At 67.5% G+C, this 16016-nt stretch carries 15 protein-coding genes; 9 read left to right on the top strand and 6 right to left on the bottom strand.

Going from position 1 to position 16016, the window contains the following annotated elements:
* Positions 1 to 18 precede the first annotated feature (18 nt).
* From G7043_RS17155 to cutA, 3 genes are all read left to right on the top strand, one after another.
* Positions 19 to 2370 carry a ribonucleoside-diphosphate reductase subunit alpha gene (locus G7043_RS17155; RefSeq protein ID WP_390827238.1) on the top strand — a complete coding sequence of 784 codons (2352 nt, stop codon included), beginning with the start codon at positions 19 to 21 and terminating at the stop codon, positions 2368 to 2370.
* Entirely contained in the window at positions 2371 to 3408 is a 1038-nt protein-coding gene (locus G7043_RS17150) for a ribonucleotide-diphosphate reductase subunit beta (RefSeq protein WP_166046662.1), read from the top strand. It abuts the gene before it with no gap.
* 93 nt (positions 3409 to 3501) lie between these two features.
* Positions 3502 to 3828: a divalent-cation tolerance protein CutA gene (cutA, locus tag G7043_RS17145; protein WP_313887928.1), complete on the top strand. Its 327-nt coding sequence runs from the start codon at positions 3502 to 3504 to the stop codon at positions 3826 to 3828.
* On the opposite strand, the gene G7043_RS17140 is transcribed toward cutA, so the two are convergent.
* Complete coding sequence (locus G7043_RS17140; RefSeq protein WP_166046660.1) at positions 3825 to 5303, bottom strand: helix-turn-helix domain-containing protein; 1479 nt, start codon at positions 5301 to 5303, stop codon at positions 3825 to 3827. The genes cutA and G7043_RS17140 overlap by 4 nt on opposite strands.
* 222 nt (positions 5304 to 5525) lie before the next feature.
* Here G7043_RS17140 and G7043_RS47615 point away from each other — a divergent pair, with 222 nt between their 5' ends.
* Both G7043_RS47615 and G7043_RS17130 read left to right on the top strand, forming a co-directional pair.
* A complete protein-coding gene (locus G7043_RS47615; RefSeq protein ID WP_207311277.1) occupies positions 5526 to 6032 on the top strand; it encodes a glycine-rich domain-containing protein in 507 nt (168 codons plus the stop codon).
* A 62-nt stretch (positions 6033 to 6094) separates the two neighbouring features.
* Positions 6095 to 6937, top strand: coding sequence for a hypothetical protein (locus G7043_RS17130; protein ID WP_313887927.1), 843 nt, complete (start codon positions 6095 to 6097; stop codon positions 6935 to 6937).
* Here the strand turns inward: G7043_RS17130 and idi are convergent.
* Positions 6925 to 7500, bottom strand: a complete 576-nt coding sequence (gene idi / locus G7043_RS17125; protein WP_166047043.1) for an isopentenyl-diphosphate Delta-isomerase — start codon at positions 7498 to 7500, stop codon at positions 6925 to 6927. The genes G7043_RS17130 and idi overlap by 13 nt on opposite strands.
* Positions 7501 to 7607: 107 nt before the next feature.
* Between idi and G7043_RS17120 the strand changes: the two genes are divergently transcribed.
* A complete protein-coding gene (locus G7043_RS17120; RefSeq protein ID WP_166046659.1) occupies positions 7608 to 7796 on the top strand; it encodes an MbtH family protein in 189 nt (62 codons plus the stop codon).
* On the opposite strand, the gene G7043_RS17115 is transcribed toward G7043_RS17120, so the two are convergent.
* From G7043_RS17115 to G7043_RS17105, 3 genes are all read right to left on the bottom strand, one after another.
* The gene (locus G7043_RS17115) at positions 7793 to 10309 is read right to left on the bottom strand and encodes a glycoside hydrolase family 97 catalytic domain-containing protein (protein WP_166046658.1); all 2517 of its coding nucleotides are present in this window, start codon (positions 10307 to 10309) and stop codon (positions 7793 to 7795) included. The two genes, G7043_RS17120 and G7043_RS17115, sit on opposite strands and share 4 nt — an antisense overlap.
* Before the next feature lie 114 nt (positions 10310 to 10423).
* Positions 10424 to 11716 carry a YVTN family beta-propeller repeat protein gene (locus tag G7043_RS17110; RefSeq protein WP_166046657.1) on the bottom strand — a complete coding sequence of 431 codons (1293 nt, stop codon included), beginning with the start codon at positions 11714 to 11716 and terminating at the stop codon, positions 10424 to 10426.
* 35 nt (positions 11717 to 11751) lie between these two features.
* Positions 11752 to 12246 (bottom strand): GNAT family N-acetyltransferase, encoded by a 495-nt coding sequence (locus G7043_RS17105; protein WP_166046656.1) that lies wholly within the window; start codon positions 12244 to 12246, stop codon positions 11752 to 11754.
* Between the two features lie 98 nt (positions 12247 to 12344).
* On the opposite strand from G7043_RS17105, the gene G7043_RS17100 reads away from it, so the two are divergent.
* Both G7043_RS17100 and G7043_RS17095 read left to right on the top strand, forming a co-directional pair.
* Positions 12345 to 12836, top strand: coding sequence for an RNA polymerase sigma factor (locus tag G7043_RS17100; RefSeq protein WP_166046655.1), 492 nt, complete (start codon positions 12345 to 12347; stop codon positions 12834 to 12836).
* Positions 12829 to 13674, top strand: coding sequence for a hypothetical protein (locus G7043_RS17095; protein WP_166046654.1), 846 nt, complete (start codon positions 12829 to 12831; stop codon positions 13672 to 13674). Before G7043_RS17100 ends, G7043_RS17095 begins: the two co-directional genes overlap by 8 nt.
* Here the strand turns inward: G7043_RS17095 and G7043_RS17090 are convergent.
* Positions 13659 to 14984, bottom strand: a complete 1326-nt coding sequence (locus G7043_RS17090) for a serine/threonine-protein kinase (protein ID WP_313887926.1) — start codon at positions 14982 to 14984, stop codon at positions 13659 to 13661. The two genes, G7043_RS17095 and G7043_RS17090, sit on opposite strands and share 16 nt — an antisense overlap.
* Before the next feature lie 69 nt (positions 14985 to 15053).
* Here G7043_RS17090 and G7043_RS17085 point away from each other — a divergent pair, with 69 nt between their 5' ends.
* Positions 15054 to 16013, top strand: a complete 960-nt coding sequence (locus tag G7043_RS17085; protein WP_207311276.1) for a magnesium transporter CorA family protein — start codon at positions 15054 to 15056, stop codon at positions 16011 to 16013.
* Positions 16014 to 16016 lie beyond the last annotated feature (3 nt).

Raw genomic sequence — 16016 nt, 5'->3', positions numbered from 1 at the left:
AGCTCGCGAGGAGAGAGCGTGCCCGACCGCCTTTCAGTGGTCATCAACGAAGCATGTGCCGACCTGCCCAACGCGTCGGCCGAGGCGGTGCTGGCCGAGACCAAGCGAAATCTCTACGACGGCATCACCGACGCCGAACTCGCGCTGGCGCCGATCATGGCCGCCCGCACGATGGTCGAGCAGGACCCGGACTACTCCTACGTCAGCGCCCGGCTGCTGCTGGACAAGCTGCGCGCCGAGGCCTGCGGCGTGCCGTTGAACCACGCCGAGATGACCGAGCGCTACCCGGACTACTTCCTGTCGTTCGTGAACTACGGCATCGAACTCGGCCAGCTCGACCCGCGCCTCGCGTCCTTCGACCTGGTCAGGCTGGGTGCGGCCCTGGACGCGTCGCGTGACCTGAACTTCCAGTTCCTGGGCCTGCAAACCCTGTACGACCGCTACTTCCTGCACCACGACGGCCGCCGCTACGAGCTCCCGCAGGCGTTCTTCATGCGCGTCGCCATGGGCCTCGCTCTCGAAGAGGACGACCGCGACGCCCGCGCGATCGAGTTCTACGAGCTGCTGTCGTCGTTCGACTTCATGTGCTCGACCCCGACGCTGTTCAACTCGGGCACCACCCGCCCGCAGCTGTCGTCCTGCTTCCTGACCACTGTCGACGACGACCTCGCCGCCATCTTCCACGGCATCAGCAACAACGCGCTGCTCAGCAAGTTCGCCGGCGGTCTCGGCAACGACTGGACCCCGGTGCGCGGCATCGGCGCACACATCAAGGGCACCAACGGCAAGTCGCAGGGCGTCGTGCCGTTCCTCAAAGTCGCCAACGACACGGCCGTAGCCGTCAATCAGGGTGGCCGCCGCAAGGGCGCTGTCTGCGCGTACCTCGAAACCTGGCACATCGACGTCGAGGAGTTCCTCGACCTGCGCAAGAACACCGGTGACGAGCGTCGGCGCACGCACGACATGAACACCGCGAACTGGGTGCCGGACGAGTTCCTGCGCCGGGTCCGCGCGAACGGCCAGTGGACGCTGTTCTCCCCTGACGAGGTGCCGGACCTGCACGACGCGTTCGGTGACGAGTTCGCGGCCAAGTACCGGGCGTACGAGGAGAAGGCGGCCAACGGCGAGATCAAGGTCTTCCGCCGGCTCCCGGCCGTCGACCTGTGGCGGCGCATGCTGACCATGTTGTTCGAGACCGGGCACCCGTGGATCACGTTCAAGGACCCGTGCAACCTGCGTTCGCCGCAGCAGCACAGCGGTGTCGTGCACTCGTCGAACCTGTGCACCGAGATCACGCTGAACACCACGATCGACGAGGTCGCGGTGTGCAACCTGGGATCGGTCAACCTCGCACAGCACGTGACCGAGAACGGCATTGACCACGCGCGCCTCGAGAAGACCGTGCGCACGGCCGTGCGGATGCTCGACAACGTGATCGACGTGAACTACTACACGATCCCCGAGGCACGGAACTCCAACCTCAAGCACCGGCCGGTCGGCCTCGGGCTGATGGGTTTCCAGGACGCGTTGTTCACCCTCGGCACGCCGATGGCCAGCGAGGAAGCGGTCGAGTTCGCGGACCGCAGCATGGAGGAGATCAGCTACTACGCGATCTCCGCGAGTGCCGAGCTGGCCCAGGAACGCGGCGCCTACCAGTCGTTCGAGGGCTCGCTGTGGTCGCGGGGCATCCTGCCGATCGACTCGGTCGAGATCCTGGCTGCCACCCGCGCCGAGGGTGAGCTGGCGCAGGACCGTTCGTCCACACTGGACTGGGCTGCCGTGCGCGAGAAGGTGAAGCGCGGCATGCGGAACTCGAACGTGATGGCCATCGCGCCCACCGCGACCATCGCGAACATCACCGGCGTGAACCAGTCGATCGAACCGCTCTACCGCAACCTGTACGTGAAGTCGAACATGTCCGGCGACTTCACCGTGATCAACCCGGACCTGGTGCGTGCTTTGAAGCAGCGCAAGCTGTGGGACGAGCGGATGATCTCGGACCTGAAGCTGCACGACGGCAGCCTGGGCGCGATCGACCGCGTGCCGCCGTTCCTGAAGGCCTTGTACGCCACCGCGTTCGAGGTCGACAGCTCGTGGTTGATCGAGGCGGGCTCGCGCCGGCAGAAGTGGATCGATCAGGCGCAGTCGCTGAACCTGTACCTCGCCCAGCCGAGCGGGCGCAAGCTCGACGAGCTGTACCAGCTGGCGTGGGTGCGCGGCCTGAAGACCACGTACTACCTGCGCACCCAGAGCGCCACGCACGTGGAGAAGTCCACGCTGCAGGGCACCGACGGCAAGCTCAACGCCGTCTCGCCCGTCACCCCGGATGCCTGCTCCATCACCGACCCCGACTGCGAGGCGTGCCAGTAAATGAGCAACATCGAAGCGGGCGCCGCGCGTGTCAGCGTCGACGACAAGGCGATGATCAACTGCCGCGCCGACGTCAACCAGCTGCTGCCGCTCAAGTACCACTGGGCGTGGGACAAGTACCTCAACGGCTGCAACAACCACTGGATGCCGACCGAGGTGTCCATGCAGGCGGACATCTCGTTGTGGAAGTCCACGGACGGCCTCACCGACGAGGAACGCCGCATGATCAAGCGGAACCTCGGCTTCTTCGCCACTTCGGAGTCGTTGGTGGCCAACAACATCGTGCTCGCGGTGTACCGGCATCTGACCAACCCGGAGTGCCGCCAGTACCTGCTGCGCCAGGCCTTCGAGGAGGCCGTGCACACCCACACGTTCCAGTACATCTGCACCTCGCTCGGTCTGGACGAGGGCGAGCTGTTCAACATGTACCGGGAGATCCCGTCGATCACCGACAAGGCCGCGTGGGCGCTGCAGTTCACGCAGCACCTGGAGGACCCGGACTTCAAGACCGGCACGCCCGACAAGGACCAGGCGTTCCTCAAGGACCTGGTGGCGTTCTACGTGGTCTTCGAGGGCATGTGGTTCTACACCGGTTTCGCGCAGATCCTGTCACTGGGCCGGCGCAACAAGATGGTCGGCATCGCCGAGCAGTACCAGTACATCCTGCGCGACGAGTCGATCCACCTGAACTTCGGCATCGACGCGATCAACCAGATCAAGATCGAGAACCCGCACCTGTGGAACGACGTGTTCCAGAAGGAGGTGCGCACCATGCTCGCGGAGGGCTGCGAGCTGGAGATCGCGTACGGCCGCGACACGATGCCGAGCGGCATCCTGGGCCTCAACTCCGAGCTGTGCGAGCAGTACATGCGGTTCATCACGAACCGCCGGTGCGCACAGCTCGGGTTGGAGCCGGTCTGGGAGGCGACCGAGAACCCGTTCCCGTGGATGTCCGAGATGATGGACCTCAAGAAGGAGAAGAACTTCTTCGAGACCCGCGTGATCGAGTACCAGAACGGCGGCTCACTGGAGTGGTGAGTTGAGATGGCGAGTGGTTGCGCGGTCGGCAACCACTCGCCGTCAGGCCGAACGTGCGGCAGTGCGGACCCGAGCGCGGCTAGGCTTCGAAGGGTGTCTGATCACATCCAAGTTACGACCGTTGCCGACAGCCAAGAAGTAGCCGTGCGCCTCGCTCGATCCGCCGTGGCGGCCCGGCTCGCGGCCAGTGCTCAAGTACTGGGACCAGTCACCTCGATCTATTGGCATCTCGGTGAGCTCGGCACCGGTCAGGAGTGGCAGACCGTCCTGAAGACCACGGCTTCTCGCTACCCGGAACTGCGGGATCATCTGCTCTCCGAACACCCGTGGGACAACCCGGAGATCACCGCTGTGGAGATCGTCGAAGCAACCGACGCCTACCTCGACTGGTTGAAGCGAACGGTTGAGCCTGGGGACTAGCCTCGAACCTGCTCGATGACGTGCGAGACAGCAACAGAAGACTTGAAGTCCTGGAGCCGGTTGACCAAGCAGTTGATGCGCTCCATCGGGCGAACCGAACCGACACCTCGTGCCAGTCGGGCGCATTCCTGGGTCACCAGCGCGGCGCGTTCGATCTCCTTGCCGTCGATGAGTGCATGCGCCAGCGACGTCATGTACAACGCCTTGTCACGTGCTTGAGTGTCGTCGAATCGGGCCAAGGCGGCGTCCAGAGTGGTCACCGCCCGCAGAGGACGTCGCAACTCCGCCCAGCAACGCCCGGCCATGATCTCGACCTCGTTGTCGTCGACCCAGAACACCCAATCCGGCTCCGGTCGCTCACTGTGCGCCATCAATGCCGACTTGGCGTCCGCCAGCGCGCGCTCGGTCGCCTGGTAGTCACGCGCAACCGCATAGGTCCAGGCTTTGCGTTCGAGCAGCAGCGCGCGAACCTTGGGCGTGGCGTCCTTTTCCGCCGCGGCGAACGACGCTTCGGCGAGGCCGACATTCGGGCCGGTGGTGCTGAGTTCCTGATACGCGAGGAAGGCCAGCGCGTTCCCGGCAAGCGCCGCGTCCTTCGCCTCTTCAGCCGCCTTCAAGCTGTCGTTGTAGTGCTGCTTCGCCTCAGCCTGCATCCCAGCGTCGAACGCCGCCCAGCCGGCCATCTGCGCTTGTTCGGAAATCACGCCGACCAGAGCGGCGCGGATCTTCGACGTGCAACTGACCGCTCGAACATAGCGAACCGTTGATGCGAGTTCGGAGGCATACACGTTGTACGTGTCCCGACCGCCCAAATAGTTGTCCAGACGACGCAAGCGCGCTGTGCGGTCGAGCAGATGACGCCAGTCGGACTCGCCCGCACGAACCGACAGAGCGGGGCGGAATGCTGTCGTCATACCGAGAACCGCCCCTGTGGCAGCACCCAGGAACTCGCGCCTGTCCACCTCACTCCTCACTTCGCCGGTCGACTCGATCAAGGTGGCGAGCTGTCCGATCGAGATACCGAGGACTCTCGCGATCATCGGCCGCTTCCACGGTTGTGGCGTGCACTCGCCACGCTCCCACCGGCCAACCGTGGTGAACGCCACGCCGACCTCTTCGGCGAAACTTTCCTGCGAGTGGCCTTTTCGTTGCCGGGCAAGAGCAAGGGCACTGCTCGCCCGCAACGATCTGGGACCACTCCTGACAGCGGGGGCCACCGATTCTCGAGGAGCTGCGAGGAGTTCGTCGATGGGTGCCGCGAAGTAGCGCTCCAGCAGGCGAACCGTGGACGTCCGCAACTGCTCAGGCGTGAGCTTGCCCGCGCACAGCCTTTGCACGTGCCGAGAACTCAGAGTTCCGATCTCACCGCTCTCGCGGGCGAAGGTCTCCAGCTGCTCCGCGAACTCCTCGAAGGTCAACCGGCGTTGTTGAATGCGGAGTCCGAGCACTGTCCGCGCCACGCTTCTTGCGGTCACCCCGAGCCTCCCGTTCGACGGCAGCGACTACGTGAACATGTACGCCTCTTGCCCGATCGACACAACGACCTGAGGACGACTTAACGCTCGTGCGGACGCTGACCACTTGTGCATTTGTGCAACGTCGCCGCCTCCTTCTTGCGCTGGTAGAGGCCGCCTGAAGTCCGGTTGTCTGGCACCTGCCCGACCAGTGGCCATCACGCCGCGAGAAACGAGGAAGCCATGACCATCACCGACGTCCCGGTCGCGGGCCGAACGCTTGTCTCCGCTCCGCTGTTCCACGCACTGGTCGACCGTACGGTCACCGATTTCGGTGTCGACCCGGTGCTCGCTCCGCGCGTGGTGGATCAAGCGCTGGCGTTCCTCGCGACAGCAGGGCGAAGCGCTGACGCGGGCCTGCCGTTGAGGCCTTCGAAAGCGGTCGATCCCGGCTGGCACGCGTTCCTGATGTACACCCGCCCCTATCGCGCGTTTTGCGAGCGGGTCGCAGGCCGGTTCCTCGATCATGTGCCCGACGACGATCCCACCGTGTCGAGCACGTGGGGCGGCGCTCCGGCCCACGGTGTCGCTTCTACGATGCAGACGATCGCTCGCGCGGGGTTCCTCGTCGACCCTGACCTCTGGCTCGTCGACGACGCCAAGTGCGGACAGTGTCACGAGGACGGCAACTGCAGCGCCAGCGGCGGAGCAGGCGACGAGAACACAGACACGCGCTATCCCGACAAGTGAGTGGACAGAGCACCGTGAAGACTCGTTGGGCGGACTTGCCCACGCATGTCAGAACCGCTGTTGTGGACCAGGTCGGCCAAGTGACCGGCGCGACTGACATCGCTCTGGGCGTCTCGAGTGATCTCAGCACCGTCCTGGTCACCTCGGCTGGGCCGGACGTGTTCCTCAAGGGTGTACGCGGTGTCAGCTTGCGCATGCGCTGGCTTCGCAACGAGATCACGGCTGGAGCGATCGCGGCGGGAATCGCTCCAGCGGTTCTCTTCCACGCCGACGTCGACGACTGGCTGCTGGTCGGTTTCGAGCATCTGCGTGGACGAACCGCAAGCCTTGCTCCGGGCTCGCCCGATCTGCGAGCCGTCGCCGCGGTGATGGCAAGACTCAGCACGATCACCGCACCCGACCTGCGCCCACTCCGCGAACGCTGGACGCTCACGAACGCGTGGAACAACCTCGCCGAGACCAACCCCGAAGTCGTGGAGGGGTGGGATGTCCATAGGTTGGCAGACCACGCCGCACTCATCACGGAGTTGGTCGACGGCTCCTGCCTGCTGCACACGGACATGCACGGCGATCAGTTCCTGATCGACGGAACCGGCGCGGCTCACGTGATCGACTGGGCATTGCCCGCGCGCGGCGCGGCATGGGTCGATGGCGCGTTCCTGGTACTGCGCCTCATCGAGGCAGGCCATCTGCCGGAAGACGCCGAACGCTGGGCGCAGCGGCTGCCCAGCTTCTCCGACGTGGACGCGGAGACGACGATGAACGCGTTCTCGGCTTTCATCGCAGGTTTGTGGACCACCTGGGCCGTCTCTGGCAAACCTCCTGCCGGAGCTGCACACCGAGCCCGCTTGGCGATGAACTACGCGACCTACCGGTTCGGCGAAGGAGCCAGTCAGGCGAGGTGAACGGCCTTGGGGAGCCCGGCCCGGTCCGCCACCGGCCACGCCAGCGGATCGGGCCCCAGCTTCACCAGTTCGGCGACCTGCAGCCGGGACCACGGCGAGATCTCGCGCGTGCCGTCGAGCGCGCTCGCGGCGAACTCGGCCCACGCCACCCGTTCGGTGGAATCGACCTCGTCCGGGTTCGGGGTCGGGTCGTCGTCGCACAGCACCCGGAACACCGGGCACATCTCGTTCTCGACGACGCCGTCCATCTCGGCGCGGTAGCGGAAGGCCGGGAGCAGCAGTTCCGGGTCGGAGCACTTCAGGCCGAGCTCGTCCTGCAAGCGCCGCACCACCGCGGCGGCCATGTCCTCGTCGGGCAGGGGGTGGCCGCAGCAGGTGTTCGTCCACACGCCGGGGAACGTCTTCTTGTGCAACGCGCGCCGGGTGAGCACGGTGCGGCCCGCCGAGTCGAAGACGTAGCTGGAAAACGCCAGGTGCAGCGGGGTGTCCGCGTGGTGCACCACTGCTTTGTCCTCGACGCCGATGGCCGAACCGTCCTCGGCCAGGAGGACCACCTGTTCCACAGTCACGACGCCACGTAATCACACGAGCGCCGCACATCGGAAGCCGGGACCGCGAGCTTGAGCAGACCGATAGCCGGACCATAGGTGGTCCAGGTCACCCTGAGGTCATGACTTCCCCGTTCGCTCAGGCTCACACCATGTTCCTGGTGCTGGTCAGCCCAACGGGCCAGTACTCGATCTGGCCGGCGGTGCTCCAGGTGCCCGCCGGGTGGCAGGTCGTCCACGGCGTCGCGTCCCGGATCTCGTGCGAGGAGCACCTGGCCGCACGCCGCGCCGACCTGCCCACGGCTGCCTAACAAGTGACTCGTGCGTCACCCCACACGGCGTTGTCGAGGCTCGTCCCGTCACCGCCGTCGGTCACCCGCAGCGTCAACGACTTGATGCCACCCAGGTCGACGCTGATCGGCAGCGCCGGGTCCACCGACCTGCGCAGCGGGCTCTCGTAGAGCACGCGGCCGTCACCGAGGACTGCGAACACCACCGATCCACCGACCCCGGCCGCGCGGTCCACTCGTCCGTCGACCTCGTCGTCGACTCCGACGGTGGCGTCGAACCGGGTGCACGTGCCGAGCTCGAAGGTCCTGTCCGCGGGGGTCGTGCCGATGCCCTTGCCGAACCGGACGCCGCCGGTCGTCAGCGTCCTGCCCTCGACGGAACGGTCGTTGCCCGCCAGATAGGACTGTCCGGCGGGCAAGGGCTTCCACACGTGCGCGCGGGTCACCTTCTCAGCGGAGAAACCGGCGCTGAAGCGGGCCTCCACAGGCACATCGGTCAGCCCCACGACAGGATTCGCGCCGACCCGCACGGTCCACCTGCCGCTCAACGACTCCCCCTGCGCGAGGCGGAACGCCTTCACCGCACCGGAAACCGTCCAGCCGGAAGGCACCCGCGGCGCGAACGTCACGCCGTAGAGCGGTCGGTCCGAGGTGTTGGTGACCGTGCCGCTCGTCTCGAACACCTGCCCGGGCTGCACCGACACCAGCTCGGGCGTGGTCACCACGGAAGTCGACGGGATGCCGTGCGTGGGCCGCGCGCAGGTGGCACGGTCCGGCCGGCAGACCAGGGCGGCGAAACCGCCGTCCTTCGCGACCGGGATGGTCAGCTTGCCCGAGGTGACATGGGTTTCCTTGACCAGACCGGCAACACCGTCGCGCACCACCTCGACCAGCCAGCGCCCCTGGCCGAGCGCGGGCAGGTCCACAACACGCGCCTCCCCCGCCACCGCGCCGCCCACGAACCAACGGTCGCCATCACGGCGGGCCATCACGACGCTTTCAGTCGGGCGGCCGGACAACAGGCGCGTCTCGTCCCACGCAGTCGGCGCCTGTTCCAGGAACCACCGCGCCAGTGGCCGGGCGTCGTAGGAGTCCGGGCGGCCGGCGAGGTTCTGCACGCCGGACTCGTAGAGCACGGACAGCGCGAGCTCGCCGGCGTCGGTGTTGGCGCGGGTGCGGTGGAAGCCGCCGGGCGTGTAGTCCATGCCTCCCACCACGTTGCGGGTGAACGGCAGCGCGGTGAGGTGCGAAGTGGTGAGGCCGCTGGACTTCTCGGCGCCGTGCACGGCCTCGGTCGTCATGACGTGCGGCCAGGTGCGGTGAACGCCGTGCGGCAGCGTGGCGCCGTGGAAGTTGATCAGGAAGTGCATCCGGGCGGTCTCCGGCAGGATCTCGTCGTACCAGCGGTAGCGCTCCTGGCCGTCGGAGTCCATGAAGTCGATCTTCAGGCCCTGCACGCCCCACTTCCGCAGCCACGGCAGGTAGTCCGCGCGTTTCTCCGCGGTGTCGACGCTGCTGAACCGCACCCAGGTGTGGATGCCGACGCCGCGCGCCTTCGCGTACCGCACGAGTTCGGGGATGAAGCTGGTCCGGCGCCAGTTCGGGTCGTCGTACCAGCCCGCGTCGACCACGACGTACGGCCAGCCGCGCGCGGCGGCGTAGTCGACGAACTCCTTCTGCCTGGCCAAGTCCTGCTGCACCGTGCGGCCGCCGGCGAGCCAGGTCCAGATCGCCGGACCGGGTTTGATCCAGGACGTGTCGCGCACGCGGGACGGCGGCGCGAGGTCGTCCACCAGCGTCGACTCGGTGACGGTGGCCAGCGAGCCCACGATCACGGTGCGCCACGGCGTTTTCAGCGCGCCGGACACCGCGACCTTCTCGTCCCACAGCTTCACCTGGTACCTGCCGCCACCGGTGTGCACCAGGCGACCGCCCGAGTACCGTCCGTCCACATCGGACTCGGTGACCAACGCGTAGGTGCCGCCGACCTCGAACAGCGCCGGGTGCATGTACTCGGCCGGCTCGGCGGTGCCGGCGGTCATCTGCAGGAACGGGTTCTCGTAGTCGCGCCGGAACTTGGCGAGCCACGCGGGAGAGTCCGCGGGGAGGACGAACGCCGAGGCCTCGCCGGTGACCGCACCGGTGTCCTGCGGCAGCTCGTACCGGTACGCGACGCCGTCCGGGGACTCGCGCACCACCAGGTTGAGCTTGTTGGCACCGGACGTGAACCGGTAGGTCGTCTCGGTGGCCCGCACGGTCCGGTCGCGCTTCTTGCCGGACGTCGTGCGGTAGCGCTCGAAGATCGCCCGGCGCGACTTGCTCGCGAACGACAACCCGGATGACAGGTCGGCGCGCTCGGTCGTGATCCCGACCGGCGATGGCTGCACAACCGTCTTGCCGCCGAGCGTCACCGCCAGGGTGACCGCTCCCCCTGAAGCGCTGACGACCGCCCGCGGGCCATCGGACGAAGCCTGTGCGGGTGGCACGACCAGGCCTGCGACCAGGACAGCCACGGCCACAGCTCTCACCGCCACGGACACTCCCCTCGTGATCCGGGGCGGCGGTCACCGGAGTACATCCCTCGACCCGGACGCTATGCCGGGCATTTCGTCCGAGTCAAGGGATGTAACAACCGTGACTGATATTGACTAGAGCAGCGTGATGTAGCCGTGCGCCGAGGCACCACCGTGCTCGTTGTTGCCCGCGTACGAGGCCGTGAAGCCCTGCAGCAGGGTGGACAGGCCGACCAGCAGCGACACGTTCGCGTCACAGGTGGCCTTGCCCGACGAGTTGGTCGTGGCGGTGCACAGCGGGTTGCCCTTGACCGTGCGGAACACGACCTGCTGCCCGGCGATCGGCGCGCCGGTGTGCTTGTCGGTCAGCGTCGCGTCGAGCGAGCGGACGGTGAAGCCGAGCAGCCGCAGCTGCAGCTGGGCGGTGCCGCCCACGAGCTTCGACGCGGCGGGCGGCACGAAGTTGATCGCGATGCCCACCGGGCGCTGGCCGACCGCGATGGAGCCGGTGACCGTGTTGGACGCCGTGTCGATGATCGACACCGTGTTGCTGTTGAAGTTCGTGACGTAGGCGCTGGCGCCGTCCGGCGTGAGGGCCACGCTGATCGGGCGGTCGCCGACGACGATCTTCTGCAGTTCGGTCATCGCCGTCAGGTCCACGACGGACACCGAGTCGAACTCGCTGTTCGTCACGTACGCGCGGGTTCCGTTGGGCGACAACGCGATGCCGTGCGGCACGAAGCCGACCTTGGCGGTGCCGACGACGGTGCGCGTGGCGACGTCGATGGCGGAGATGTCGTCCGAACCCTTGTTGACCACGTACATCCGCGTGCCGTCGGCCGATGCCGCGACCGCGGTGGGCGTGCTGCCCACGTTGATCGTGCCGGCGACGGTGTTGGAGGTCGTGTCGATGACCGAGACCTTGCTCGGGCCGACGACGTCGTGCGTGACGTAGACGGCGGTGCCGTCGCGGGTGACGACCACGCCGTCCGGGTTCTGGCCGACGGTGACGGTCGCGGTGACCGTCAGCGTGGCCGTGTCGACCACGGACACCGTGCCGTCCGCGTAGTTGGTGACGTAGACGAAGCCGCCTCCGGGGGCGACCGCGACACCCGCCGGGTGGCTCCCGACGGGAATGGACTTGTCGACCGTGTTGGTCGGCGTGTCGATGACGGTGAGCGTGTTCTGCACGGAGTTCGTCACGTAGCCGCGAGTTCCGTCGAACGCGACCGCCGCCATGTACGGCGAGCTTCCGCCGCTGTCGACGATCGTCTGGGACACCGCGTTCGTGGCCGTGTCGATCACCGACACCCCGCCGCCGTTGTTGGCGACGTAACCGAGCACCCGGCCGGCGGGAGCCGCCGAGGCCGGGGTCACCACCAGTGCCGCGGTGACGGCGACAGCCGTCACCAGTGGACGCAACCGCATGTTCAATGCCTCCTGGCGCGAGTCATCCCGACCTTTCAGGACATCGCAACCGGATCAGCGGACGTTAGCCTCTTCAGCCGCTTCTCGAACCAATGGTCGGCATATTCGGCGTCGTTGTAGCGATCGATCTCCGCGAAACCGTGCTTGGCGTACAGACTTCGCGCCTCGACCAGATCCGCGCGCGTGTCGAGGCGAAGCACCTCGACACCGTGTTTCAGCGCCTCGGCCTCCATCGCCACGAGCAACGTCGACGCGACGCCCTTCCCGCGCCACGGCATCCGCACGAACATCCGCGTCAACTCGCCGACGCCGTCGCCGAGGAACCTCATGCCGAGACAGCCCGCGTCCTCGCCGTCACTCGACGCCACCAGGAACACCGGCACGTCGTGGTCCTGCTCGTCGCGTTCGTAGGCGTCGATCTCGGCGTCGTTCGTGGGCCGCCCCCAGTAGCGGCTGATCATCTCGGCGTTGTACTCGCGGTTGAGCGGCGAGTGCGCGGCGTCGGCGACCGTCACGGTCCAGTTGGTCATGCGACCATCTTCGAGACGCTGTCCAACCAAAAAGATCCAACGCAGTGTGACCCACGTCACTGCAACACCGATGCCGCGAGAAGCCAACTGGGGGCGTGATGTTCGCGGAGCTGTTCGACGAGCACGCCCATCCGCTGCACCGATATCTGGCGCGACGGGTGGGTGTCGACGTGGCTGACGACCTGGTCAGCGAGACGTTCCTGGCCGCCATGCGCGGAAAGGAGACCTACGACCCGGAGCGGGGCAGCGTCGTCGGCTGGCTCTACGGCATCGCGACGAACCTGTTGCGCGGCCACGCGAAACGGGAGACCCGGTTGCTGCGCACCGCCGAACGTTATGGCGTGGACGTCGGTGTCGCGGAGTCGCTGGAGCACACGGTGGTCACCCGCATCGACTCCCGCTCGCACCTGCGCCGAATCGCGCGCGAGCTGGCCAAGATGTCCGACGTCGACCGCGACCTGGTGCTGCTCGTGTCGCTGGCCGGTCTGAGCGTGCAGGAGGCCGCGGAAGCCCTCGACCTCAACCCGGGAACCGCCCGGTCCCGTCTGCACCGCCTGCGCGCCAAGCTGAAGGAAGTGGAACATGCGTGACGTGCTGGACGACGACCTCTCCGAGCTGTACCCGGTGCGGGGTAGCGACGACGTGCGGCTGGCCCGGTTGCGCGAACAGCTCTTCACCGAGGAACCCAAGCCGCGGTCCCGGCGCTGGATCGGCATCGCCGCGGCGGCCGTGGCGGTCGTGATGATCACCGGGCTCGTGGTGACGCTGCGGCCGTCGTCGCGGGACGCGCCCGCGACCATGCCGACCATCCCGGCCACCTCGCTGCTGGAGGCCGCGACCATGCTGGAGACCGCCGACCAGCCGACCACCGGGTTTCAGCACGTCAAGTATCTGCTCTGGCACAGGATCGACGGCAGGGACGGCTGGGGGATCACCGACGTCCAGTTCCAGTACGACGCGTGGATACCCGTCACCAAGGGCGAGTCGGTGCTGGTCTACCGCAGGGCGACCGGTGAGCGTCGCCCGGTCGGGGGCGATCAGGCGCCGCTCGACGTCCTCCTCGAGAACGGGTACCGGGGCCCCGTGCTGTGGTCGACGTTCTGCGCGGCCTCCCCGTGCCAGGAGGAGAGCCTCACCCTGCCGCCGAACGCGACGACACCGGTGCAGAAGCTGATCCAGTCGTCGTTCGCGTTGATGTCCCCGTTCACCACGAACAAGGAGAAGGCCGCGATCTACCGCAGACTCGCCGAGACTCCCGAGATCCGCTGGGACAACGGGAAGCTGACGACGGACGGCACTGCGATGAGCTTCACCGTCGATCCCGCCACCGGCAGGATCTCAGGAGCGGAGGACGCCGCGATTCTGAACGGCAACGGAAAGCTGTCGGTCACCATCAGCTACGAGTGGGTCGCTCAGCGGCCGTCGTAGGAGCGCGGCAGGTACCAGGCCAGGGCGGCGCGCAGCTCGGCGACGTCACGCTCGCGCCGCCGCCTGGTCCGCTCGTGGGACACCGGGAACACCCGAACACCGCCGTGGTGCGCGCCGAAGAAGCGGCGCGGCGCCGGGTCCTTCAGCCAGACGACGACCCACGGCCGTTTCTTGTGCGGCACGACTCTTACCCGCGCCAGCTCGTACCACCAGTACTGGTGGAACTTGCCGTTGCGCGTGGTCGCGATGCCCTCGCGGCTGATCTCGATGACGATCTTGCGGCGGGCGGCGGCACCGAAGTACCGGGCCGCGCGCACGACCAGCACGCAGAACGCGGCCAGCGCCAGCAGCTGGGTGGCGCCGTTGGCCTTGGCGGCCGGGTCGGCGATCGCGGCGGCCAGCAGCGCGGCGGCGAGGTTCGTGAGCCCCCACAGCAGCGGCACGACCCGCGACGTCGAGAACGTCGCCGCGGCGGGCGTCATCGGCGCGGGCAGCTTGCTGGTCGGCGGCTTCGGCGTGACGACCTGGGCGAGCAGCCGCGTCACCTCGGACGGGTCCGGGCGCTTGGCGGGGTCGCGGTGCATGCACTTCTGCACGAGCGGCCGCAGCGCCTTGGGCACGCCGTCGATGTCCGGTTCGCCGTGGGCGGCCTTGTACAGCAGCGTCGCGGTCGGCCCCTCGCCGAACGGGCCCCTGCCCGTGGCCGCGTAGACCAGCACGGCGCCGAGCGCGAACACGTCGGACGGCGCGTTCACGTCCTGGCCGGTGATCTGCTCCGGCGAGAGGAAGCCGGGGGTGCCGAAGACCATGCCGGTCTCGGTGAGCGCGGTGTGCTCCATCGCGCGCGAGATGCCGAAGTCGATCACGCGCGGTCCGTCGGCGCCGAGGAGCACGTTGGACGGCTTGAGGTCGCGGTGCACCAGTCCGGCGCGGTGGATCGCCGTCAGCGCCTCCGCGAGGCCCTCGGCGAGCCGGCGCAGGTGGTGCTCGGGCAGCGGGCCGTGCCGTTCGATGGCCTCCTGCAGCGTGGGGCCGGGCACGTACTCCGTGGCCATCCACGGGCGGGCGGCGCGCGTGTCCGCGTCCACGACGGCCGCGGTGCCGGCCGAACCGACCGCGCGGGCCATCTGCACCTCGCGGCGGAACCGCTCGCGGAAGCGCGGGTCGTCGGCGAGCTCGGCGCGGGCGACCTTGACGGCGACCTGCCGTCCGTCGCTGCCTTGGCCCAGGTAGACCGTTCCCATGGCACCACGACCAAGCCTGCCCAGCAGCAGGTAGTCGCCAATGCGCTGTGGTTGGTCCACCTTCACCGTAACGAGAGTAGCGGGAGTTGGCCGTCAATCCTCACATCTGAGTAGATCTACGTATCGTTGTCACCCATGGGTCGGACCCGCTTGTACCGCAACGGCGAACTCGTGGACCGGGACTTCCCGGTCTCCGACGTCGCGCACCACCTCGAAGATCCGTCCGCGGTGGTGTGGTTCGACCTTTGCGCGCCCTCGCCGGAGGAGATAGGTCTGCTCCGCGACGAGCTGGGACTGCACGAGCTCGCGATCGAGGACGCCATGGCCGAACGCCAGCGCCCCAAGGTCGACCGTTATCCCACTCACCTGTTCTTGAGCGTCTACGCCGTCTCATATGGCGAGGGGCACGAACTGCGCACGTGCGAAGTCGACGCGTTCGTGACCAAGAACGCGCTCGTGACCGTGCGCGAGAGCGAGGACTACGACCTGGCCGGCGTGGTGCGCCGGTGGGACAGCGCGCCGACGCTGGCGTCCAGCGGCGTCGGGTTCCTGCTGCACGGCCTGCTCGACGACGTGGTGGACGGCCACTACAGCGCGGCGGAACGGCTCGACGACGACATCGAGGCGCTCGAGGACCGGATCTACCAGGAGAAGCCGCACGTGGGCCGCAAGGCGCTGCAGCTGCGGCGAGCCCTGGTGCAGTTGCGGCGGGTGGCGTTGCCGATGCGCGAGGTGCTGGGTTCGCTGGCGCACCGCGAACACGACGTGGTGGACGACGTGATGATGCCGTACTACCTGGACGTCAAGGACCACGCGTTGTTCACCGCCGAGCTCACCGAGTCGATGCGGGAGCTGATCACGAACCTGCGCGAGGCCGAGGTCGCGGTGCAGGGCAACCGGCTGAACTCGATCATGAAGAAGGTCACCAGCTGGGCGGCGATCATCGCCGTGCCGACGGCGATCTCCGGGTACTACGGGATGAACGTCCCCTATCCCGGTTTTGAGCAGAAATGGGGCTTCTGGGTGGCCACGCTGGGCATCTTCGGCCTCTCCTACTACCTGTACCTGATGTTCAAGCGCCGCGACTGGCTGTAGAGG

The organism is Lentzea alba, assembly GCF_011067745.1.
GTDB classification, from domain to species: Bacteria; Actinomycetota; Actinomycetes; order Mycobacteriales; family Pseudonocardiaceae; genus Lentzea; species Lentzea alba.
The sequence above is the reverse complement of the archived record's forward strand: the minus strand, read 5'-3'. Positions and strand labels throughout refer to the sequence as shown.